The following is a 20386-nucleotide window of genomic DNA, read 5'->3' as shown; positions in this document are numbered from 1 at the left end:
GCCGCGGTGCGCTGCGGGGAGCCATGCCGCTGCGTCGGGGCGAGGTGCCGCTGCCGGGGAGCCTCGCCGCGGCCGCGGCCGACCGGGACCGGGTCGCGGACATCATGCGGCCCGGCGCCCTGCGGGGCGCCGCGCGGGGCCGCAACCTCGACAGCCTCGCCCATACCCTGTTCCTGCGCATCTACCCGGTCATCGCCGTGGTGGTGCTGCTGACGCAGATCGGCATCGCCCTCGTCTCGTACCTGGACCAGCTGCGGCTCTACGGCGAGCGGGCGTCCCTGCTCGCCGGGATCACCGCCGCGGCGCTCGCCCGGCCCGGCCTCGCCGGGGCCCCCGAGGCGCTCGCCGGCCCGTTGCGGGCCCTCGCCCTCGATCCGGCCTTCCGCTCCGCCGCCCTGCGCGACCCCGAGGGCCGCCTGATCGCGAGCGCGGGCGAGACGCCGCGGCGCGCCTTCGACCTGATCCAGGCGAGCGCGGACGTCGCTTCGCCCGGCGACGGCCGGGCCGGCGGCACCCTCACGGTCGCCCTCTCGGCGGAATCCCTGCGGGACAATGCCTGGCGCCAGGCGCTGCTCGCCCTCGGCACGAGCCTCGTGCTGATGCTGGCCTTCGTGCTGACGCTCCACGCCACCGTGCGCCGCCACGTGCTCGCGCCCCTCGCCCGCCTGCTCGGGGCGATGCGCGCGGTCGAGCACAAGCGCTGGACCGCGGTCGATCTCGGGGACGCCGCCCGGCCGAGCAACGAGATCGACGCGATCACCTCGGCCTTCAACCGCATGGTCGAGGGCCTGCGCAGCGGCGACGAGGCCAAGCGGCTCCTGCAGGCGCTCGAGAGCGCCCACGCGGAGCTCGCCCAGGCGAACCGGCAGGTGATCGAGAGCATCGCCTACGCGCGCCGCATCCAGGCCTCGGTCCTGCCGGACCGCGCCGCGCTCGCCGGGTCGGGGCTCGACGTGGCGGTGCTGTGGGAGCCGCTGCACCTCGTCGGCGGCGACTATTTCTGGCTGGAGCAGATCGACGGGCTCGCGGTCATCGTGGTGGCGGATTGCACCGGGCACGGGGTACCGGGCGCCTTCCTGACCCTGATCGTGGCGACGGCCCTGGACCGGCTCCTGCACGAGCGCGGCCTGCGCTCGCCCGCCGCCCTGCTCGCCGGGCTCGACGCCCTCGTGCGCGCGCAGCTGCGCCAGGACGGGCGCGGGGCGGAATCCGACGACGGACTCGATTGCGGGATCTGCGTCTACGACCCCGCCGCGCGCCGCCTGCGCTTCGCCGGGGCCGGCCTGTCGCTCACGGTCATCCGCGACGGGGTCGTCACCCGCGAGCGCGGCGCGCGCCGGGGCCTCGGCTATCCGGATGGCGGGCGGGAGCCGCCGGCGGGCCGCGGGACCGCGCCCGCGGAGGATCAGGTGATCGCCGTCGCGCCGGGGACGAGCTTCTACCTGATGACGGACGGCATCACCGACCAGATGGGAGCGCCCTCTCCCGGTGCCCGGCCGCGCCTCATCGGACATGCCGGCGTCGCGGCGCGGCTCGCGGCCCGCGCCAGGCGGTCGTTGCCCGAGCAGCTCACCGGGCTCGAGGCCGATCTCGCCGCCTATCGCGGCGACGAGGCGCGGCGGGACGACATGACGCTCGTCGCCTTCCGCGCGACGCAGGCCGCCGCGGATCCCTGGCCCGCGCAGGATGCGGCCTGAGGGGGCGGGCCCCGCGCTTGCTGCGGTCACGCTTGCGGCGCCCTGCCGCCCGCCGCCAGGAGAGGCGCGACATTCCCGATGGACGCTTTGCACCGCGCGGATCCGCAGCGTCGATCGCGGGCAAGCGCCCGACAAATCGGAATGTCGCGGCCGTCACGGCCAGATCGGCGCGCGCTCCGTCCGATCGTTCCGGCTCGGGTTCTCGGCGCGGCACGGGTGGATCGGGCGCGCGGGCGGCCGGACATCTCTCTGCGTCGTATCTCCACCATCCTCCGTCGGCTTCGCGCACCCGCTTGACAGAGTGGGGACGGTTGGGCCTGATGCCGACAATGAGGCGCGACGGAAATCCGGTTCGCGTTTCTTTGGGTAAAGCGCTTTTCGATGACCCAGGAGACCGTCTTGAAACGCGTCCTCGTCGCCCTGCTGCTCAGCGTTTTCGGTTCTTGTCTCGCCCAAGCCCAAAATCTCTATGCGATCGACGCGCGCAAGAAGATCCTGAAATCCTTCGGCGACGTCACGAAGCCGGTGGCCGGGATCCTGAAGGGCGAGGCGCCGTTCGACATCGCCCCCGTCAAGACGGCCCTGGCGACCTACGCCGAGGGGGCGAGGAAGCTGCCCGACCTGTTCCCGGAGGATTCGAAGAGCGGCCGCGACACCGAGGCCCTGCCGGCGATCTGGTCGCACAAGGACGACGTCGCGGCGCGCTTCACGAAGCTGGCGGCGGATTCGACTTCGGCCCTCGGCAGCATCACCGACCAGGCCTCCTTCGCGGCGACGATGCCGAAGGTCGTCGCGCAGTGCGGCGCCTGCCACAAGGAATACCGCCTCAAGAAATGACGGAGATCAGGTCGTCCGGTCCGCGGGAGGCGTCCCGGCGCGCCGGGATCAAGGTCTGGGACCTGCCCACGCGCCTGTTCCACTGGGGTCTCGTGGCGCTGATCCTCAGCGCCTACGCGACGCAGCGCTTCAGCCACGATCCCACGCTCTACCTGCATCGGCTGAACGGCTACGCCATCCTGTGCCTGCTGATCTTCCGGCTGATCTGGGGCCTGGTCGGGTCGGAGACGGCGCGGTTCGCCCACTTCCTTCCCACGCCGGGCCGCGTCGGCGCCTATCTGCGGGCCGCCCTCGCCGGGGCGAGGCCGCATTACCGGGGCCACAACCCGCTCGGCAGCGTGATGATCGTCCTGCTGCTGCTCGCGGCCGCCGCCCAGGCGGGGACGGGCCTGTTCACCAGCGACGACGCCGTCGCGGAGGGCCCGCTCGTCAAGGTCGGGTCCGACTGGCTCAACGGCCGCGCGGCCTTCTACCATGCGCGGGGCTTCTGGATCATCCTGGGCCTCGCCGCCCTGCACGTGCTGGCGAACCTGACCTACGAACTCGTCCTGAAAGACCGCGTCGTCCGGGCGATGGTCACCGGCCGCAAGCCGGAGGCGGATTTCCACGACGGCGCGGAGGGCCGGATGGCGCCGAATGCCCGGGCGCTCCTCTGCCTCGCCGCCGCTTCCGGCCTCGTCTATGCGGGATTGCGGGCGGCGGGGGCGAGCGTGCTGCGCTGAGGCGCGGGGGCGGCGGCCCGTCGCGGCGCGCAGCCAAGGGGCCGCGATCGCGTCGCGCCGTAGCCGCCCCCGCGCTGGAAGCGCATGTCGTTGCTGGGTGACGAGCGCCTCGCGGCCCAGGAAGCGGCCGCGCACCACCGCGATGGCGCGGAGCGTCCCGACCACGAGGGCGAGGCCGGTCGAGAGGAGGGCGACCCTGAGCGAGGTGAGGGCCGCCGGCCAGAGGTCGCGGGAGGTGAGGATCCGCTCGTACCGGCGCGTCGACCAGGCGGGCGGCGGCCGGGTGAAGACCGGGCTCGACCCGAACGAGACCGCGACCGTGACGGCGAGCGGGGCGATCAGGAACGGGGCGGCCAGGATCGCCGCGATGCAGATGGCGGCGCAGGCCGCCCGTTCGGTGAGCGTCATGCGCTGCCCCCCAGGCGGCGCGCCGGCGGCGTCGAACCGACCACGATCGCAACCGCGAGGACGAGCAGGATCGTGGCGGCGGTCGAGGCCAGTTCCTCGTTGCGCATGAACGGGAAGGCGCGGCCCGTGAGCGTCGCGAGCGTCTGGTAGCGGTCGCCGATGGCGAGGCTCGGCACCACGTACATCGACACCGCGAGCGAGACCATGAAGGCGGCGCCCGAGACGAGCCCCGGCAGGGTCAGGGGCAGCGTCCCGGCGCGGAAGCGGCGCAGGGGCGCGGCCCCGAGCGTCGCCGGCGCCTCCGAGAGGCGCGGGTCGATCAGCCGGATCACCGCATAGATCGGCAGGATCATGAAGGGCAGGAAGAGGTTCGCCGCCCCGACGACGAGCCCGGCGGCCGCCAGGCAGGGCCATGCGCTCGCGCACCGCCCGCAGGAGGGGCCACCGGTCCGTCGCAGAAAATGCGGCAACATCAAGAACCTAGAGCAGCCCCCGATTGCAACGCGATCGGATCCTGCTCTAGACGAGCCCCGGTGCGGCGGGCGGGCGGACGACCGTGGACGAAGGCGACAGACTCCCGAAGATCTTCCTCCCGGCCGAGCCCGACCCGTTCCTGCGCATCTTCCTGTCGCACGCCGCCCTGGAGCGGGTGGGCAGCGAGGCGGAGAGCGACCTCGTGGTGGTCCCGAGCCTCGTCCGCGACGCCCGCACGCATGTCCATTGCCGGGTCGAGGGCGTCGTCGAGGGGGGCGGCAAGCCCCTCGTCGTCTTCGCCCAGACCGACTACGACGTCATCATCGACGCGCCGGGCCGGGACGCGATCGTCTACCGCACCGGCCTGACGCGGGCGTGGCGGCTGCCGCACGAATTCATCCTGCCCTACGTCTGGATCACGCATCCGGAGGGGATCGTCGCCAAGCCGCCGGGCGCGACGCCGGTGATCGGCTTCTGCGGCACCCTGCGCAACCGCGGCACGCGGCGGCGCACGCTCGCGTATCTCGCCCGCACCCCGGGCTTCACCTCGAACTACATCATCCGGGACAAGTTCTGGGCCCAGGGCCTGCCGGTCGAGCAGGCCGCCGCGGAATTCGCCGCCAACATCGAGCAGTCGGACTTCGTGGTCTGCGACCGCGGCATCGGCAACTGGACCGTGCGCATGTACGAGGTCCTGTCGCGAGGCCGGATCCCGGTGATGCTCGACACCGGCGGCCTGCTGCCGCAGGTCCGCGCCGGCCGGTTCGAGGACACGCTCGTCGTGGCCGCAAGCCGCCGACAGCTGGTCGAGGCCATCCGGGCGGTCTGGCGCGACGACGACGTGCCGGCGCGCCAGCGGCGCTGCCGGGCGCTCTGGGAGGCGAATTTCAGCATGACCGGCTTCGCCCGCACCCTCTCGGACAATCTGGCCCGGATCGTCGGCGACCCGGCCTACCGGGCGCGGGTGCTCGGCCTCACCCCGGCCGACCGGGTGCGCCGCGCCGCCCGGCGCCTCGCCTACCGGGACTGGCCCGGACGCTGAGGCGCCCCTACACCGCCCGGCGCAGGAAATCCCGGAAGGAGCGCCGCACCGGCGGGTCCTCGGCCGGCGGCGCGGGGTCGGGCGGCTCCGGCTCGGGGGGCGCCTCCGGCGGCTGGAGCACCTCGGGGCGCACGATCCGGGGCGCGGCGAAGACGTCCCCCTGGGCCAGCGGCAGGTCGAGGTCGATCAGGTCGGGCACGTCGGCGTCGCGCTCCACGGCCTCGGCGATCAGCCGGATGCCCGCGCGCGCCAGGGCCGCGGCGAGGTCCTCCGGCGCGACCTCCGGGGTGCCGCCGCGCCGGCCGAGCAGCAGGTCCGCCGGCACCTTGGCGTAGGCGATGCCGAGCGCCGCGAGGGCGGAACCGTCGAAGCGCAGATCCCCCGCCCGGTCGAGGGCGAGGGGGATCCGCCCGCGCAGGGCGGCGAGCGCCGCGCTCTGCTCGCCGTCGAGGCTGCGCAGGCTGCGCTGGGGCAGCGCCAGGATCATCCGCCCGGCGAGTTCGGGATGCGCCTCGATCAGCCGGCCGAGCCCGCGCAGGAAGCCGGGCTCGAACAGCGAACTCGGCGAGAGCGCGTAGGCCACCGCGGCGGTGCTGCCCCGCGCCGCCAGCTGGCGGCCGATCGCCGTCACGCGCGCGAGCATCAGCCGGTCGAGTTCCGTGGTGCGGCCGTGGCGTTCGAGCGTCGGGATGAACTCCGCCGGGGTGAGCCGCGCCTCCCCGAGGCTGAGGCGGGTGAGCGCCTCGTAGAAGGCCACCTTGCGCTGGGGGAGGCTGACGATGGGCTGGAGATGCACTTCGAGCCCGCCCTGGGTCAGGGCCTCCAGGATCGCCTGCTCGCGCCGCCGCGCCTCGGCGCCGGAGGCGACCGGGCGCGGCAGGGCGGGCTCCGGCACGAAGGGGCGCGGCGCGGCCTGCTCCCCCGGCAGGGACCGACCCCGCGGCGGAGCCTCGCTCCGCGGGCGGATCCCCGGCTCGGAAGCGGGCGGGCGAGGAGCCTCGGGAGCGGGACGCTCGGGAATGGGATTCTTGGAGGCGGGAGGCGGCGGCGGGGGCGGCTGCTTCAGCCGCGCGATCTCCTGGTCCTGCGCCGCCACCGTCACGGCGATCTCGCGCACGATGCTGCCGAGGAGCCCGATCTCGGCGGTCAGTTCCGAGAGATCGGCCTCGCCGCTTTGCTGACGCGGCGGCTCCGGCCCCGCCGCCGGGGCCGGGCGCTGCTCCAGGGCGAGCAGGCGCCGCGACAGGAGATCGACCTCGCCCGAGAGCTTCTCGGCCTGCGCGGCGGCGCGCCGGGCGGCCCGCCAGCCGAGACCCGCCGCCACGCTGGCGGCGATGCTCCAGACCAGGGCGAGCCCCGCCACCACGCCGAGGGCGGGCGCGGAGAGGAACGCCACCGTGAGGCAGAGGCCGCCGCCGAGCAGCGCCGCGAGGCAGAGGGAGACGAGACCCGCGGACGGCCCTTCGGCACGGCGGCCGGTCGTCAGGGCCATGGCGGAGCACCTCCCGAAACTCGCGGACCGGCGGGCCCATGGGCCCGGACATCCCGAACTTGTCGCCGAGCCTCGCGGCCCCCGCAAGCGGGCGCCCGGTCACGTCCCCGGGCTTCTTGCGGCGCCGCACGCCCCGCGCCCCTGGCGCCGCGCCCCTTGCCCTGCGCCCGTTGCCCTGCGCCCCTTGCCCTGCGCCCCTTGCCCTGCGCCCCTTGCCCCGGGGCGCGGCCGGCCCGACATCCGCCCGGCGGCCCCGGCGGCCGCCCCGCCCGGCGGGGGCGCGGATTTCAGGAGTGCGGATCATGGCGCATCAGGGACAGCAGCCCGGCGGGGGCGAGCGCGTGGAACTGCTGATGCAGGTGGAGGGAATGACCTGCGGCGGCTGCGTCGAGGCCGTCACCCGGGCGCTGCGGCGGCTCGACCCCGAGGCGGCGGTCGCGGTCGATCTCGGCCAGGGCCGGGTGAGCGTCACCACGGACGCGCAGGCCCTCGACGTGGCGCAGGCGCTGGCCCGGGCCGGCTACGAGGCCCGCGCCATGACGGGCTGAGCCGGCCGCGCCGCCTCGTCTAACGATCGTTTAAGCCGGCTCTGCGAGGGTCGGGGCGTTGGAGTCGAGGGGTGCTGGAGGCCTCGTGGGTCCCCGGTGCTGGCGTGGCGGTGTGCGTATCAACAAGGCCTTGGCGACCCTGATCGACGCCCGCCTCGCGGGCCTCGTGCACGACTCCGTCTCGGAGGAATCCGGCGAGCGGGGCCGCCACGAGCGTTTCCTGATCTCGCGCCTGGCGACCGGCGCGGTGAGCATGGCGCTGCTGCCCCCCTACCTGCTCTGGCGGGGGGTGCCGTCGCTGCTGGAGGCGGGCGTCGCCGTCTGCCTCATGCTGCCGGTGGTGGCGGCCTTCCTGCTCGCCCGGACGGGGCGGCTGACCCCGGCGCACGCCCTCTCGGCCGCGGCCCATGCGGGCTTCATCGTCTGCCTCGCGCAGCTCACCGGGGGTCCGGTCTCGGCCGCGACGCTCTGGCTCGCGCTGATCCCGATCGAGGCGCTGATGGCCGGCACCCACCGGGCCGCCATCGCGGCGGCCGGGATCGCGGCGGCGGCGGCGGTCGCGATCGCCTGCCTGGACCCGCCCGCGGAACCCCCGCTCGCCTGGTCGGCGGCCCTGGCGATGCCGGTCTTCGCCGTCACGGCGATCTGCCACGTGCTCTCCCTGGCGCTCGAATTCCGGCGTCGCGAGGGCAGCTGGAACGACCGCCTCCAGCAGGCCTCGGCGCGCAACGCCCTGCTCCTCGACGTCATCGACGACCTCGTGACCTGGCACGACCGCGGCGGCGGCGTGGTCCAGGCGAGCCGCGGGGCGCTGCGCCTGGCCGGGGCGGCGCCGCAGACGCTCCTCGGCCGCGGCCTCCTCGGCCGGATCCACGTCCAGGACCGGCCGGCCTTCCTGAAGGCGATCAGCGACGCGGGCAGCCTCGACGGGCCGGTGACCGTGCAGGTGCGCCTGCACACCGACCTCGCAGCCTCGGGCGAGGCGGGCCGGGTGATCTGGGTCGAGATGCGCGCCCACCGGGTGCCGCCCGGCGCGCGGGCCGGCGCCCCCCACCACAGCGCCGTGGTGGCGGTGACCCGCGACGTGTCCGAGCAGCGCCGCCACGCGGAGGAGATGGAGCAGGCCCGCGCCGAGGCGGAGCGCGCCGACGCGGTCAAGAGCCGCTTCCTCGCGGTGGTCAGCCACGAGTTGCGCACCCCGCTCAACGCGATCATCGGCTTCTCCGAGATGCTCTCGGCCGAGGCCAACCTCGCCCTGCCGCCGGAGCGGCAGCGCGAATACGCGGCGATCATCCACGGCTCCGGCCGGCACCTCCTGGAGGTCGTGAACGCGCTCCTCGACCTCACCAAGATCCAGAGCGGCAGCTTCGACTTCGCGCCGGAACCGTTCGACCTGCGCGCCCTGGTCAACGGCTGCTGCGACCTGATGCAGCTGCGCGCCGACCAGGGCGGCATCGAGCTGATGCGCGACGTCCCCCGCGACCTGCCGGAACTCACGGCGGATCCGCGCGCCTGCCGCCAGATGCTGATCAACCTGCTGTCGAACGCCGTGAAGTTCACGCCGCGGGGCGGGCGGATCACGGTCGCGGTGAGGGCGATCTACGACCGCATCGAGATGTCCGTCACCGATACCGGCGTCGGCATCGCGGAGGCCGACCTGCCGCGGCTGGGCGATCCGTTCTTCCAGGCGGGCGACTCGGCGGCCTATGCGCGGATGCACGAGGGCACGGGGCTCGGGCTCTCCGTGGTGCGGGGCCTCGTCGGCCTGCACGACGGCGAACTGCTGCTCGAGAGCTCGGTCGCCCGCGGCACCCGCGTGGTGGTGGTGCTGCCGCTCGACTGCCGCGGCGGGCCGCGCAGCGGCGGCCCGGTGCCGATCCGCACCGCCCCCCTCGCCGAGCCCGGCGCCGTGCCGCTGCTGCGCGCGAGCTGAGGCCCGGCTCAGGCCGCGTCCCCGCCGACCAGGGCGGCGAGGCGCGCCCGGCCCCGGCCGAGCCGGCTCTCGACCGTGCCGGGCTCGCAGCCGAGCCGGCGGGCCGCCTCGTCGTCGCCGAGCGCCCCGCGCCGGGGGCCGCCCCGGCCGGGCCGGGGCCTGCCCGGTCAGAACGTCTCGCGGATCGCCTCGACGGCGTCCTTGGCTTCGCCGAGCCCCTTCAGCGCTCGGCCCTTCAGCTCCTGCGCCCTCCCCTCGGCCTGAAGCTTCCGGTCGCCCGTGAGGCCGTCGATCCCCTGCTTGGCGTGGCCGGCCGCCTCGTCGGCCATGCCCTCGATCAGGTCCGCGGTCCCGGCGCCGGCCCCGGATCGGCCCGGCCCGGCAGCGCCGAGAGGATCCCGGATGGGCGGGAGATCGGCCGCGCCCGCGCGGACGAGGCCCTGGTCGCCGGCGAGGCCGCGGCCGTGAACCCCTCCGACGCCAAGGCGGCGCTCGGCCCGATGCCCTCCGCGGTCTTTCCCCGGACCCCCGCCCCGGACCCCCGCCCCGGACCCCCGCCCCGCACCTCCGCCCCGCGCCTCCGCCCCGCGCCTCCGCCCCGCACCCCCGGGCGCGACTTCGCGGGCCGCGTCCGCGAAGGCCCGGCAGCGCTCGTCGGCAAGGCGGTGTTCGGCTCCTCAGGCGACCTCGGCATCCGGCGGGACGGCACCCCTGCGAGCCACCTCGTGGTCGAGGCGGAGGCGCTGGTCGCGAGGCAGGAGGGGATCGGCATGGAGGAGGCGGCCGGCCGAGGCGGACCGGGCGGTGCTCGGCGCCTCGCGGAACCGGCTGATCCTGCGCCCCGGGCCCTGAGCGCATCCCACCCCTTGCCCCTGTCCGGCCGCTCGGGGCCGTCACGCGGCGTCAATCCCGGCAAGTTTCGCCTTCATGGACAGCGCCTTGACGCAAAATATCAGGCAATGCTTCTATCCTTACGTCATCACAATCTGACCGCGCAGTCACACCGAAAACACCATCGAGACTTTTACAATCTTTGACAGACATAGCTAATCCGGCATAGCCATGTCGGAGATGTGATCTCCGCCGTCTCGGTCTTCGCCGGCCGCAGGACACCCACGGGGCTCCCCAATTGGGCCTAAGATCTGGAACTTCCGGAAGAATCCGGGCCGTCCAGGAGCCGATTAAGGGATTTTTTCGGAAGCCGCTCTACAACAGCGGGGTCGGTTCATCCTGATCGATCGGCAGACTTGCAGGCAGGCCGCATGTCCGTTTCGACTGCTGCTGTGACGAGACGCCCGGATCCGGCGTGGGGTCCGCGGCCGTTCGGAAGTGGGGCGGAGTCCCACCTCGACGCGATGTGCCGCACGGCCGCGGCCCTGCTCGGCCTGCCGGCCGCCCTGGTGTCGCGCGCGGGGGCGGAGGGCCACCGGATCGAGGCGGCGTGCGGGCTCCCGGTCGCGGAGGCGCCCCGGGCGGCCGCGCTCTGCGCGCAGGTCCTCCTGGGCGACGAGGTGCTGGTGGTCGAGGATGCGGCGGAGGATCCGCGCGTCTCCGAGGCGGGCCGGGCGCGCGGGACCTCCCTGAGGTTCTTCGCCGGAGTTCCGCTGATCCTGGCTCCGGGCCTGCGCCTCGGGGTGCTGGCCGTGCTCGGCCCGACCCCGCGCCGCGTCTCGCCCGAGGAGCGCGCGCGCCTCGCGGATCTCGCGGCGATCGTCGGCGCGCATCTGCGCCTGCGCCACACCGAGGCGGTCCTGCGCACCAGCGAGGCGCATTTCCGGCTCCTGGCCGAGAGCGCCTCCGACATGATCGTGCTCGCCGACGCGGATACGACCCGGCGCTACGTCTCGCCGGCCTCGCTCCCCCTCCTCGGCTACGCGCCCGAGGAACTCGTCGGCACCCGCCCGATCGACGGCGTCCACCCGGACGACGCGGCGGGCTACCGCGCCCTGCTCGACCGCGTGAGCCGCGGCGAGGCCGACCGGGTCGTGGGCCGGCAGCGCTACCGGCGCAAGGACGGCCGCTTCGTCTGGGTCGAGGCGACGTTCAGCGTGATGCGCGAGGGCGGGACGGGCCTGCCCACCGGCTACGTGGCGGCGGTGCGCGACATCTCGGAGCGCAAGGAGGCGGAGAGCCGGATCGCGCATCTGGCGCTCCACGACGCGCTCACGGGCCTGCCGAACCGCCTGCTGCTGCGCGACCGGTTGCAGCAGGAACTGGCCCTGGTGCAGCGCTACGGCGGCGCCTTCGCGCTGCTCTGCCTCGACCTCGACCATTTCAAGGAGGTGAACGACCGCTTCGGCCACGCGGCCGGCGACGCGCTCCTGTGCGCCGCGGCCGAGCGGATCCGGCGCATCATCCGGACCGAGGACACGGCGGCGCGGATCGGCGGGGACGAGTTCGTGATTCTCCAGACCCGCACGAACCAGCCGGTCAATGCCGAGGCCATGGCCCGCCGCCTGATCGAGGCGCTCCACGCCCCCTTCGCCCTCGCGGGCTTTCCCCCGCTCACCGTGGGGGTGAGCATCGGGGTCGCCTTCGCCCCGCGCGACAGTCTCGACGGGGAGGGCCTCTACCGGCTGGCGGACCAGGCGCTCTACGCCGCCAAGGCGGCGGGGCGCGGCGTCGTGCGCCTCGCCCCGCACTCCGCCCGCGCGTGCGCCGGGGCCTGATCCGGGATCCGCTTGATCGAAGCGGATCCCTGATCCCAAGCCTGCGCGGCGCCTGGGCGCGGCGCCTGAGCGACGCCGACATCCGCATGGCCGAAATGGGAGATGGCGAAGCCATCAACCGGACCGCGTGTGAGCGCGGCCCGGCGCGGGGTTCCGCTCCCGGGTGGGATCGCCCCTTCTCGATGAGGCACGCGAATCCGCGCGGTCGGGCGGCCCGACCGGGCGCGAAGGGGCGTGTCGAGGCGACGCGCTCCCCGCCCCGCCACGCGGCGGGCCGGATGACCGCGCGGGCGGCCGCGCGAAACGCGCAGATCATGCACGCCTCGCGAGAGGGTGCTCGCCCGGCCCGGAGGCAAGCGATCCTGGCGCGACACGTCGGCGTTGGCCGGCCGCCCGCGCGGCCGGAGATACGGCGTGGTCCTCGCGCTGGCGTTGCCTGAACGACCACTCTGCGGAGCGCCTTTTTGGTCTTGTCGTGGGACGTCTCGCAGACTGCACCTCAGGTCGTCGATGCGCGGCATCCTGGGATTCGCCGAAATGCGCCCTTGGGCCTTGTCACACCTCTTCGCTGCCATAAAGGGAGCTTCGATGTGAGTGTCGATCATGATGAAATTTGACTACATCTCTCGTTTTATTTTCTTCGCACGTTGAATTCAGGCGGCACAGGCGGAGTTTCATACCAAGCTGATTGCCTAATAGCGCTTTATTACGTTAGGGTACAAAAGGGATTGATCCGCCACAGCGATGATGCCATCCTATCAAGAGTTCGAGAAGAATCAGGCGAAGCCGATTACGGATTAGCATGATGGCGATGCATCATAGATAATTGGCAACAGTGCTATGACAGCATGCGATTATGCAAGCTAGATATGACATATTGCAGATTACCTCATATTATTAATTCGACCAAACAGAGCAATTTCACAGAAGTTTATTATGGATTTCGATATGAGTTATACGATTACTTCAGGTGTAAAAGCACCATTTATATCAGTTGCTTACTGCAATTTTCTACGCTCGTTTATTCGTCGAGAGATCAAGACCGTCCGATCGCCGCGGCGGTGCTGGCCGTTCTGGCGACCGAGAGCCAGGGCACCGGCAACCTCGCCCTGTTCCCGGTCATCGTCCTGGCCTTCGGTCCGCTCGGCGGATTCGCCGCACGCTCGGCCCGACCGCCCCGCCCATCCCGGGGCGATCATGGGGCGAGCGCACTCGTCGTCGCTCTCCTGGTGACCGCGGCCTACCCTCTGGCGGAGTCCATCCTGCGCCGCGGGAGCACGATGGCGGTCCATCACCTCGCCTCCATGAGGCGCGAGCCCGCACTCGACGCGGTGATCGGGCGCGCGCTCGTCCCGCAGCGGACCAGCACGGTCGCCGATCGCTACACGGCCCTCTGGCACGGCCCCGAGGCAACCAAGGTGATCGTCCAAGGGGCCGATTCCGCCTTCGCGGGCGGCCTGAACGCGACCGAACCCGCGATGAGCCTCGCATGGGCGCGCGAGGTCGCGGCCATGGGCGAGTTGGTGCGACGGCGCAACCTCGTCCACCCGCCGATGCGGGTGACCACGATCGGCTACGTCGAACCTTTCGGCCGCCTTCTCGGCGCCTCTCCCACGCCCGGCACCAAACTCTGGCTCGATCCCTTGCGGACGGTCGGCAAGCTGACGGTCGACGAGGCACGCGCCTACCTGGCGAAGGCCGATGCCGTCTTCGTCCAGACATGCCCACTCAATCCCACGCTTCGGGAGATGACCGACACGTCGTTCCTGGCGGCACTCCGGGAGCGGTCCAACCTTGCCGATGCCACCGCCTGCTACGAGGTCTGGCTGCGCGCCTGAGCGGACCCGTCCGCATCCGGCGAGGGCCACTCCGTTGCGGGCCCGCCGCCGGCGTCACCGCCGAACGCCGCCGGGCCCGCTCCGATCGGCGCTCGCCGCGGCGCGCGTCGAAGCAGGTCTTCGTCTGGCCGGGGGCCGGGTCGCCGAAATTCTGGTTGTTGCACGCGACTTGGTCGCCCTGCGGGAAGGGCCGGCCGTCCTGCCCGGAACGCCGGAGAAGACGGTGGTCGGGCAGGGCATCACGCGGACCTCGCCCTCCGGCACGCAGGGCACGAGGTCGTCGTTGTTCACCTGGGCCTGCGCCGCCCCGGCGGCCAAGCCGAGGGCCCATCCGGCGATCACCACGGCCGCGCGCATCGTCCCGTCTCCCTCGCCCCTGATCCGGCCCGCGCACAGCACGGCAAGCGTGGCCGCGGAGGTCGCGCCGGACCTTGTCCACCCGCGCGGCGGTCCGCGGGACGGCGCGGCCCGGACCGGCGCTTGTGGGCGGGGCGCCGGGCCGCTAACCCGGGACGAGACAGATCAGGGAGTGCGCCAGATGGGCAGCGAGGGACGGACGGACGAGTTGCTGGTCTCGATCGACGGGGGCATCGCCCGCGCGACCTTCAACCGGCCGCAGGCGCGCAACGCGCTCACCTTCGCGATGTACGAGGACCTCGCCGCCTTCTGCGCGCGCGTCAACGAGGATCCCTCGGTGCGGGTGCTCGTCATCTCCGGGGCCGGCGGCAAGGCCTTCGCGGCGGGGACGGACATCGCCCAGTTCCGCGCCTTCACGACGCCGCAGGACCCGCTCGATTACGAGCGGCGCATCGACCGCATCCTGTCGACCCTGGAGACCTGCCGGGTCCCGACCATCGCGTCGGTCGCGGGGGCCTGCACGGGCGGCGGGGCGGCGATCGCGGCCTGCTGCGACCTGCGCGTCGCCTCCGCGGAGGCCCGGTTCGGCTTCCCGATCGCCCGGACCCTCGGCAATTGCCTCTCGCTGTCGAGCCTCGCGCGGCTCTCGGGCCTGGTCGGCGCGGCCCGGGTCAAGGAGATGATCTTTACGGGCCGGCTCTACGAGGCCGAGGAGGCGAAGGCGGCGGGCTTCCTGCACGAGGTCGTGCCGGACGCGGACGCGCTCGCGGCCCGCACCGAGGCGCTCGCCCTCACCGTCGCGGCCCAGGCCCCGCTGACCCTGCGCGCCACCAAGGAGGGGCTGCGCCGCATCCAGGCGGTCCCCTCCGAGGCGGGCGACGACCTGATCCTGATGTGTTACACGAGCGAGGATTTCCGCGAGGGGATCGAGGCCTTCCTGGGCAAGCGCCCGCCGCAGTGGAAGGGGCGCTGAAGGCGCCCCAGCGCGGCGGTCAGTGGCCGCCGCCCTTGCTCGCGTCCCCGCCGGCGCCCTTGCCGCCCTGCAGCGCCGCCACGGCGCGGACGTCCGCCCCACGGCTGCAATCGGGCTCGCTGCGCTCCGCCCGGCAGGCATAGAGCCACGCCCCGACATCGGTGCCGCAGCGGCCGAGAAGCTGACCCGCCTGCTGCTTGAGGTCGGGCTTCTCGCCATCCTTCCTGGATTCGCTCGTTGTCTGCTGCGCCTGTTCCAACAGGCAGCTGCGCAGGCGCTGATCCAATTCCAGCGTCTGCGCCTCGGCGGAGGCCGCGGAGAGGAGCAGGGCAAGGGAGATGATCGTGATCCGCATGCCCCGAGGTTAGCGGACGGAAGTTACCGGCCCGTCATCGGAACGCTTTGCAGTCTCCGCAGGCCGCCGGACTGACCGCGCCCTCGCGACGACTTGGCCGGGCGCGCCCGCGCGCCGACAACGTGGCGAGGCGCGGCGGCGGCGACCCGTCGCCGGGGCCGACCGGGGGCCCGAACGCAGAGAGGCCGCCTCGCGGCGGCCTCTCCGTCTCGTGGTGGCGAGTGGACCTCAGAAGTCCATGCCGCCCATGCCGCCGCCGCCCGGCATGGCCGGCGGGGCCTCCTTCTTGGGCGCGTCGGCGACCATCGCCTCGGTCGTCACCAGCAGGCCGGCCACCGAGGCGGCGTCCTGCAGGGCGGTGCGCACGACCTTGGCCGGGTCGACGATGCCGGCCTGGATCAGGTCGACGTAGGTCTCGTTCTGCGCGTCGAAGCCGAAGGTGGCCGAGCCGTTCTCGGCGACCTTGCCGACCACGATCGAGCCCTCGACGCCGGCATTCGCGGCGATCTGGCGGATCGGAGCCTCAAGCGCCTTGAGGACGATCTTGATGCCGGCCTGGACGTCGGCGTTGTCGCTCTTGAGGTCCTTGATGGCCTCGCGAGCCCGCAGCAGGGCGGCGCCGCCGCCCGGGACGATGCCCTCCTCCACGGCCGCGCGGGTCGCGTGGAGCGCGTCGTCGACGCGGTCCTTCTTCTCCTTGACCTCGACCTCGGTCGCGCCGCCGACCCGGATCACCGCCACGCCCCCGGCCAGCTTCGCCAGGCGCTCCTGCAGCTTCTCCCGGTCGTAGTCCGAGGTCGTCTCCTCGATCTGCGCCTTGATCTGCGCCACCCGCGCCTCGATGTCCGCCTTATCCCCGGCCCCATCGATGATCGTGGTGTTCTCCTTCTCGATCCGCACCCGCTTGGCCCGCCCGAGCATCGGAAGCGTCACGTTCTCCAGCTTGATGCCGAGATCCTCCGCGATCATCTGACCGGCGGTCAGGATCGCGATGTCCTCCAGCATCGCCTTGCGCCGGTCGCCGAAGCCCGGCGCCTTCACGGCCGCCACCTTCAGACCGCCGCGCAGCTTGTTGACCACCAGCGTGGCCAGCGCCTCGCCCTCGATGTCCTCGGCCACGATCAGCAGCGGCTTGCCGGTCTGCACCACCGCCTCGAGCACCGGCAGCATCGCCTGCAGCGACGACAGCTTCTTCTCGTGGATCAGGATGTAGGGATCCTCGAGCTCGGCGATCATCTTCTCCGCGTTCGTGATGAAGTACGGGGAGAGGTAGCCGCGGTCGAACTGCATGCCCTCGACCACGTCGAGCTCGGTCTCGGCCGTCTTGGCCTCCTCGACCGTGATCACGCCCTCGTTGCCGACCTTCTGCATCGCCTGAGCGATCATCTGGCCGATGTCCTTGTCGCCGTTGGCCGAGATGGTGCCGACCTGGGCGATCTCCTCGGAGGCCGAGACCTTCTTGGAGCGGCCCTGGATGTCCTTCACGACCGCGGTGACGGCGAGGTCGATGCCGCGCTTGAGGTCCATCGGGTTCATGCCGGCGGCGACGTACTTGGCGCCTTCCTTGACGATGGCCTGGGCCAGCACGGTCGCCGTGGTGGTGCCGTCACCCGCGAGGTCGTTGGTCTTCGAGGCCACTTCGCGCACCATCTGGGCGCCCATGTTCTCGAACTTGTCGGCGAGCTCGATCTCCTTGGCGACCGTCACGCCGTCCTTGGTGATCCGCGGAGCCCCGAAGCTCTTCTCGATCACCACGTTGCGGCCCTTCGGGCCGAGCGTCACCTTGACCGCATCCGCCAGGATGTCGACGCCGCGCAGCATCTTCTCGCGGGCGTCGGAGGCGAAACGAACGTCTTTCGCTGCCATGTCCAAACCTCTCTGTTCGATCGTCGTCTTGCGCGATCCCCGGCGCGGCGCCCGCCTCGCGGGGGCGGCGCGGGGGTCGCGGCGGAATTCCGGGCCGCCTTACGCGAGCACGCCCATGATGTCGGACTCCTTCATGATCAGGAGGTCCTGGCCGTCGATCTTGACCTCGGTGCCCGACCACTTGCCGAACAGCACGCGGTCACCGGCCTTCACGTCGAGGGGGGTCACCTTGCCGGTCTCGTCGCGGGCGCCCGGGCCGACGGCGACGATCTCGCCCTCCTGGGGCTTCTCCTTGGCGGTGTCCGGGATGATGATGCCGCCCTTGGTCTTCTCCTCGCTCTCGATGCGACGGACGACCACGCGGTCGTGCAGCGGACGGAATTGCATGTGCTGCCCTCTTGCTTCCCACAAGCACTTGGCGATGGTGCCTCGGCGTCGGTGCGGCCGCACGGTGTCGGCGCGGCCTGTTAGCACTCACTTTCGGTGAGTGCCAGAGCCGCGGCTGACCTATGCGGACCCTTCGGGCAAGTCAAGACGTTCTGCGCCAACAAGCCGGCCCACCAGGATCCTTCCCCGATGATCACCCTGCACGGCCCCGGCGGCGTCGTGGCCGAAGGCGAGGCCTGCGCGGCGCCGCCGCCTCACGGGGTCTGGCTCGACCTCGTCGATCCGAGCGAGACCGAGATCGCGCTCGCCGAGGAGGCGACGGGGCTCCAGGTGCCCAGCCGCGCGGCCCTGAGCGAGGTCGAGCGGTCGAGCCGCCTGCGGCGGCGGCGCGACGCGCTCTACCTCAGCACCCCGATGGTGTCCTTCGTTCCGGGCGATCTCGGGCTTCGCCCGCTCGGCTTCGTGCTGACCCGCGAGCGGCTGGTCTCGATCCGCTTCCAGCCGCTCGCGGCCTTCGACGCGGTCAAGCAGCGCCAGGCCGAGCGCGACGGCCTGGAGACCAGCGTCGGGGTGCTCACCGCCCTGATGGCCGAACTCGTCGACGCCATGGCGGACAGCCTGGAGGCGATGAGCGACGCGCTCGACGCGCTCTCGACCCGGGTCTTCCACTTCGACGCGGGGCACGGCGAGGCCTCGGCGCCCAAGCGGCGCGACCTCGCCCTGCGCCGGATCCTCGGCGAGATCGGGCGCCGGGGGAAGGCCCTCGCCAAGCTGCGCTCCGCCCTCGTCGGCCTCGACCGGATGGTGCCCTACGTGGCGAGCGAGGCGGAGGCCTGGCTCGGCCCGGAGGACCATGCCCATCTCGACACGCTGCACCTCGACATCGCCTCGCTGGAGGAGTTCGAGACCCGGCTCTCCGAGACGGTGCAGTTCCTGCTCGACGCGGCCCTCGGCCTCATCAACATCGAGCAGAACAACACGTTTCGCGTGCTCACGGTGGTGTCGATCATCGGCATCCCGCCGACGCTCGTCGCGTCGATGTACGGCATGAACTTCAAGCACATGCCGGAGCTGGACTGGGCCTGGGGCTATCCCTACGGGCTCGCCGTGATCGCGCTGAGCGCGCTCGCGCCCGCCCTGTGGTTCAAGCTGAGGGGCTGGTTCTGATCCGAGCGGGGATGTCTCGTGAGCGCTGGTTGCGGTCTCGCACGGTCGCCGCGCCGTTGGCCCGCGGCGCCGAGTCGTGAGGGTCGGCGGCCCGATGCGTCGGCGTCCTGCGCCGTCGGCCGGACGCGGGCGCGGCCTCGCCGCCGGCCGCCCGCCGCGAGCCGGATGCCGGCGCGGAGGAGCGGGAGCGCCGGCCGCGCTTGACTCAGGTCAAGGCCGGGGCCGGCCGCGCGGGGGAGGATGCCGCCACGGTTCGGGCCGCCCTCCAGACATGCGGCGGCCCGCCAGCGGAGCGCAGCATGACCGTCCCCACCGTCGGCGACGTGATCGCCGGCCACCCCCTCCACGCGGTGACCGGGAGCTTCACGATCGCGAGCGTCTGCCACCGGATGCGGGCGCTCAACGTCGGCGCGCTCGCGGTGCTGGACGAGGGCCGGCTCATCGGCATCATCAGCGAGCGCGACATCGCCCGGCGGGTGATCGCGGGCCACCGCGACCCGATGCTGACCCTGGTGCGCGAGGTGATGACCCGCGAGCCCCTGACCATCGCCGCGCAGGCGCCCCTCGCCGAGGCGCACCGGCTCATGGCCGAGAGGGGCATCCGCCACCTGCCGGTGATGCGGGACGAGGCGGTGGTCGGCATGATCTCGCTGCGCGACATCCCGGCCGAGGCCGGGGCCGAGGCGCTCGCCTGACCGGTCGGGTCAGCGCCGCGCCGCCAGGGCCGAGCCCGCCAGGATCAGACCGGATCCCGCCGCGGTGGCGAGCCCCGGCACCTCGCCGAAGGCGAGATAGCCGAGGCCGACGGCCCAGATCAGCGCCGAGTACTCGGCGACCGCGAGCCGGGCGGCCTCCGCCCCCGCATAGGCGCGGCTGAGCACGAGGTGGCCCGCCACCCCGAGCGCGCCGACCAGCGCGAAGGCCGGCCAGTCCGACGCGGCCACCGGCACCCAGGTGGAGGCGGCGGGCGCCGCCAGCAGCGCGGCCGGCCCGACATGCTGGATCGCCACGATCACCGCGACGGAATCCCGCGCGGCGCGGGCGCGCAGCAGCACCATCGAGAGCGCGTAGGTCAGCGCCGAGGCGAGCACGGCGGCGATGCCGAGGAGGTGCCCCTCCCCCGCCGCGGCGCCGCCGAGCTGCCCGCCCGCCACGACCAGCACCCCGGCGAGGCCGAGCAGCAGGGCCGCCCAGACGCGCGGCCGCACCATCTCCCGCAGCAGCAGGCCGGCGAAGAGCGCGATGAAGATCGGGCTGAGGAAGGAGAGGGCCAGCGCCTCGGCGAGGGGCAGGCGGGCGAGCCCGGTGAAGAAGGTGAGCGCGGTCGCGGCCGCCAGCACCGCGCGCAGGCCGTTCGCGCGCCACGTCGCCGCGGAGGGCCAGCCCGGCCGCCGCCACGCCAGCAGCGCCAGGATCAGGACCGACCCGGAAAGGTAGCGCAGGAACGCGATCTCCGGCACGGCGTAGCGCGCCGCCAGCCCCTTGATCATCGCGTCCATCAGCGACAGGAGGCCGATGCCGGCCACGGCGAGCAGCATCGCGCGCCCGGGCCCGGCCGCCGCGCTTAAGGACATCTTCGCCGCGACCACGTACACCTCTCGTCCCGGTCCCCACGCAAGCA

Annotated in this window: 18 protein-coding genes and 1 pseudogene; 12 read left to right on the top strand and 7 right to left on the bottom strand. The window is 72.9% G+C overall.

Annotated elements, in window-relative coordinates; all coding sequences use genetic code 11:
- Positions 1-23 precede the first annotated feature (23 nt).
- The 3 genes from QA634_RS09025 (at position 24) to QA634_RS09015 (ending at position 3256) form a co-directional block, all read left to right on the top strand.
- On the top strand, positions 24-1697 hold the full coding sequence (locus QA634_RS09025) for a SpoIIE family protein phosphatase (RefSeq protein WP_012331682.1): 1674 nt from the start codon (positions 24-26) through the stop codon (positions 1695-1697).
- A gap of 399 nt (positions 1698-2096) precedes the next feature.
- Entirely contained in the window at positions 2097-2534 is a 438-nt protein-coding gene (locus QA634_RS09020) for a c-type cytochrome (protein ID WP_150108610.1), read from the top strand.
- Positions 2531-3256, top strand: coding sequence for a cytochrome b/b6 domain-containing protein (locus QA634_RS09015; RefSeq protein WP_012331680.1), 726 nt, complete (start codon positions 2531-2533; stop codon positions 3254-3256). Before QA634_RS09020 ends, QA634_RS09015 begins: the two co-directional genes overlap by 4 nt.
- 404 nt (positions 3257-3660) lie before the next feature.
- Here the strand turns inward: QA634_RS09015 and QA634_RS09010 are convergent, their stop codons facing one another.
- Positions 3661-4137 (bottom strand): ABC transporter permease subunit, encoded by a 477-nt coding sequence (locus tag QA634_RS09010; protein WP_050777473.1) that lies wholly within the window; start codon positions 4135-4137, stop codon positions 3661-3663.
- A gap of 83 nt (positions 4138-4220) precedes the next feature.
- Here QA634_RS09010 and QA634_RS09005 point away from each other — a divergent pair, with 83 nt between their 5' ends.
- Positions 4221-5180, top strand: coding sequence for a hypothetical protein (locus QA634_RS09005; RefSeq protein WP_012331679.1), 960 nt, complete (start codon positions 4221-4223; stop codon positions 5178-5180).
- Positions 5181-5187: 7 nt separating this feature from the next.
- On the opposite strand, the gene QA634_RS09000 is transcribed toward QA634_RS09005, so the two are convergent.
- The gene (locus QA634_RS09000) at positions 5188-6672 is read right to left on the bottom strand and encodes an EAL domain-containing protein (protein ID WP_012331678.1); all 1485 of its coding nucleotides are present in this window, start codon (positions 6670-6672) and stop codon (positions 5188-5190) included.
- Between the two features lie 302 nt (positions 6673-6974).
- Here QA634_RS09000 and QA634_RS08995 point away from each other — a divergent pair, with 302 nt between their 5' ends.
- Both QA634_RS08995 and QA634_RS08990 read left to right on the top strand, forming a co-directional pair.
- Positions 6975-7220 carry a heavy-metal-associated domain-containing protein gene (locus QA634_RS08995; RefSeq protein WP_012331677.1) on the top strand — a complete coding sequence of 82 codons (246 nt, stop codon included), beginning with the start codon at positions 6975-6977 and terminating at the stop codon, positions 7218-7220.
- A gap of 112 nt (positions 7221-7332) precedes the next feature.
- On the top strand, positions 7333-9153 hold the full coding sequence (locus tag QA634_RS08990; RefSeq protein ID WP_012331676.1) for a sensor histidine kinase: 1821 nt from the start codon (positions 7333-7335) through the stop codon (positions 9151-9153).
- 167 nt (positions 9154-9320) lie between these two features.
- Here QA634_RS08990 and QA634_RS08985 read toward each other — a convergent pair whose 3' ends face one another.
- On the bottom strand, positions 9321-9482 hold the full coding sequence (locus QA634_RS08985; protein WP_018261971.1) for a CsbD family protein: 162 nt from the start codon (positions 9480-9482) through the stop codon (positions 9321-9323).
- Positions 9483-9584: 102 nt separating this feature from the next.
- Here QA634_RS08985 and QA634_RS08980 point away from each other — a divergent pair.
- From QA634_RS08980 to QA634_RS08965, 4 genes and pseudogenes are all read left to right on the top strand, one after another.
- Positions 9585-9953: pseudogene (locus QA634_RS08980) on the top strand (hypothetical protein); the annotation flags it as partial.
- Positions 9954-10508: 555 nt separating this feature from the next.
- Positions 10509-11822 (top strand): sensor domain-containing diguanylate cyclase, encoded by a 1314-nt coding sequence (locus QA634_RS08975; RefSeq protein ID WP_043701000.1) that lies wholly within the window; start codon positions 10509-10511, stop codon positions 11820-11822.
- Positions 11823-12883: 1061 nt separating this feature from the next.
- Positions 12884-13660, top strand: a complete 777-nt coding sequence (locus tag QA634_RS08970; protein ID WP_043700994.1) for a hypothetical protein — start codon at positions 12884-12886, stop codon at positions 13658-13660.
- Positions 13661-14198: 538 nt separating this feature from the next.
- Positions 14199-14990, top strand: a complete 792-nt coding sequence (locus QA634_RS08965) for an enoyl-CoA hydratase/isomerase family protein (protein ID WP_012331673.1) — start codon at positions 14199-14201, stop codon at positions 14988-14990.
- Between the two features lie 19 nt (positions 14991-15009).
- Here QA634_RS08965 and QA634_RS08960 read toward each other — a convergent pair whose 3' ends face one another.
- From QA634_RS08960 to groES, 3 genes are all read right to left on the bottom strand, one after another.
- Entirely contained in the window at positions 15010-15345 is a 336-nt protein-coding gene (locus QA634_RS08960) for a hypothetical protein (RefSeq protein ID WP_012331672.1), read from the bottom strand.
- A 228-nt stretch (positions 15346-15573) separates the two neighbouring features.
- The gene (gene groL, locus QA634_RS08955) at positions 15574-17211 is read right to left on the bottom strand and encodes a chaperonin GroEL (RefSeq protein WP_012331671.1); all 1638 of its coding nucleotides are present in this window, start codon (positions 17209-17211) and stop codon (positions 15574-15576) included.
- 99 nt (positions 17212-17310) lie between these two features.
- Positions 17311-17598, bottom strand: a complete 288-nt coding sequence (gene groES / locus QA634_RS08950) for a co-chaperone GroES (RefSeq protein ID WP_012331670.1) — start codon at positions 17596-17598, stop codon at positions 17311-17313.
- Between the two features lie 189 nt (positions 17599-17787).
- Between groES and QA634_RS08945 the strand changes: the two genes are divergently transcribed.
- Positions 17788-18765 (top strand): magnesium transporter CorA family protein, encoded by a 978-nt coding sequence (locus tag QA634_RS08945; protein WP_012331669.1) that lies wholly within the window; start codon positions 17788-17790, stop codon positions 18763-18765.
- 299 nt (positions 18766-19064) lie between these two features.
- Complete coding sequence (locus tag QA634_RS08940) at positions 19065-19460, top strand: CBS domain-containing protein (protein ID WP_012331668.1); 396 nt, start codon at positions 19065-19067, stop codon at positions 19458-19460.
- Between the two features lie 9 nt (positions 19461-19469).
- On the opposite strand, the gene QA634_RS08935 is transcribed toward QA634_RS08940, so the two are convergent.
- Complete coding sequence (locus QA634_RS08935) at positions 19470-20354, bottom strand: DMT family transporter (protein ID WP_012331667.1); 885 nt, start codon at positions 20352-20354, stop codon at positions 19470-19472.
- Positions 20355-20386 lie beyond the last annotated feature (32 nt).

This window comes from Methylobacterium sp. CB376, assembly GCF_029714205.1.
Taxonomy (GTDB): Bacteria; Pseudomonadota; Alphaproteobacteria; order Rhizobiales; family Beijerinckiaceae; genus Methylobacterium.
Note: the sequence above shows the minus strand (reverse complement) of the source record. Positions and strands in the feature narration are given on the sequence as shown.

What these genes read in the sequence shown, in the direction of transcription:
- QA634_RS09025 (WP_012331682.1), top strand. Translation starts at nt 24, where the DNA reads ATGCCGCTGCGTCGGGGCGAGGTGCCGCTGCCGGGGAGCCTCGCCGCG.
- QA634_RS09015 (WP_012331680.1), top strand. Translation starts at nt 2,531, where the DNA reads ATGACGGAGATCAGGTCGTCCGGTCCGCGGGAGGCGTCCCGGCGCGCC.
- QA634_RS09010 (WP_050777473.1), bottom strand. Translation starts at nt 4,137, where the DNA reads ATGTTGCCGCATTTTCTGCGACGGACCGGTGGCCCCTCCTGCGGGCGG.
- QA634_RS09000 (WP_012331678.1), bottom strand. Translation starts at nt 6,672, where the DNA reads ATGGCCCTGACGACCGGCCGCCGTGCCGAAGGGCCGTCCGCGGGTCTC.
- QA634_RS08995 (WP_012331677.1), top strand. Translation starts at nt 6,975, where the DNA reads ATGGCGCATCAGGGACAGCAGCCCGGCGGGGGCGAGCGCGTGGAACTG.
- QA634_RS08985 (WP_018261971.1), bottom strand. Translation starts at nt 9,482, where the DNA reads ATGGCCGACGAGGCGGCCGGCCACGCCAAGCAGGGGATCGACGGCCTC.
- QA634_RS08975 (WP_043701000.1), top strand. Translation starts at nt 10,509, where the DNA reads ATGTGCCGCACGGCCGCGGCCCTGCTCGGCCTGCCGGCCGCCCTGGTG.
- QA634_RS08965 (WP_012331673.1), top strand. Translation starts at nt 14,199, where the DNA reads ATGGGCAGCGAGGGACGGACGGACGAGTTGCTGGTCTCGATCGACGGG.
- QA634_RS08960 (WP_012331672.1), bottom strand. Translation starts at nt 15,345, where the DNA reads ATGCGGATCACGATCATCTCCCTTGCCCTGCTCCTCTCCGCGGCCTCC.
- groL (WP_012331671.1), bottom strand. Translation starts at nt 17,211, where the DNA reads ATGGCAGCGAAAGACGTTCGTTTCGCCTCCGACGCCCGCGAGAAGATG.
- groES (WP_012331670.1), bottom strand. Translation starts at nt 17,598, where the DNA reads ATGCAATTCCGTCCGCTGCACGACCGCGTGGTCGTCCGTCGCATCGAG.
- QA634_RS08945 (WP_012331669.1), top strand. Translation starts at nt 17,788, where the DNA reads ATGATCACCCTGCACGGCCCCGGCGGCGTCGTGGCCGAAGGCGAGGCC.
- QA634_RS08940 (WP_012331668.1), top strand. Translation starts at nt 19,065, where the DNA reads ATGACCGTCCCCACCGTCGGCGACGTGATCGCCGGCCACCCCCTCCAC.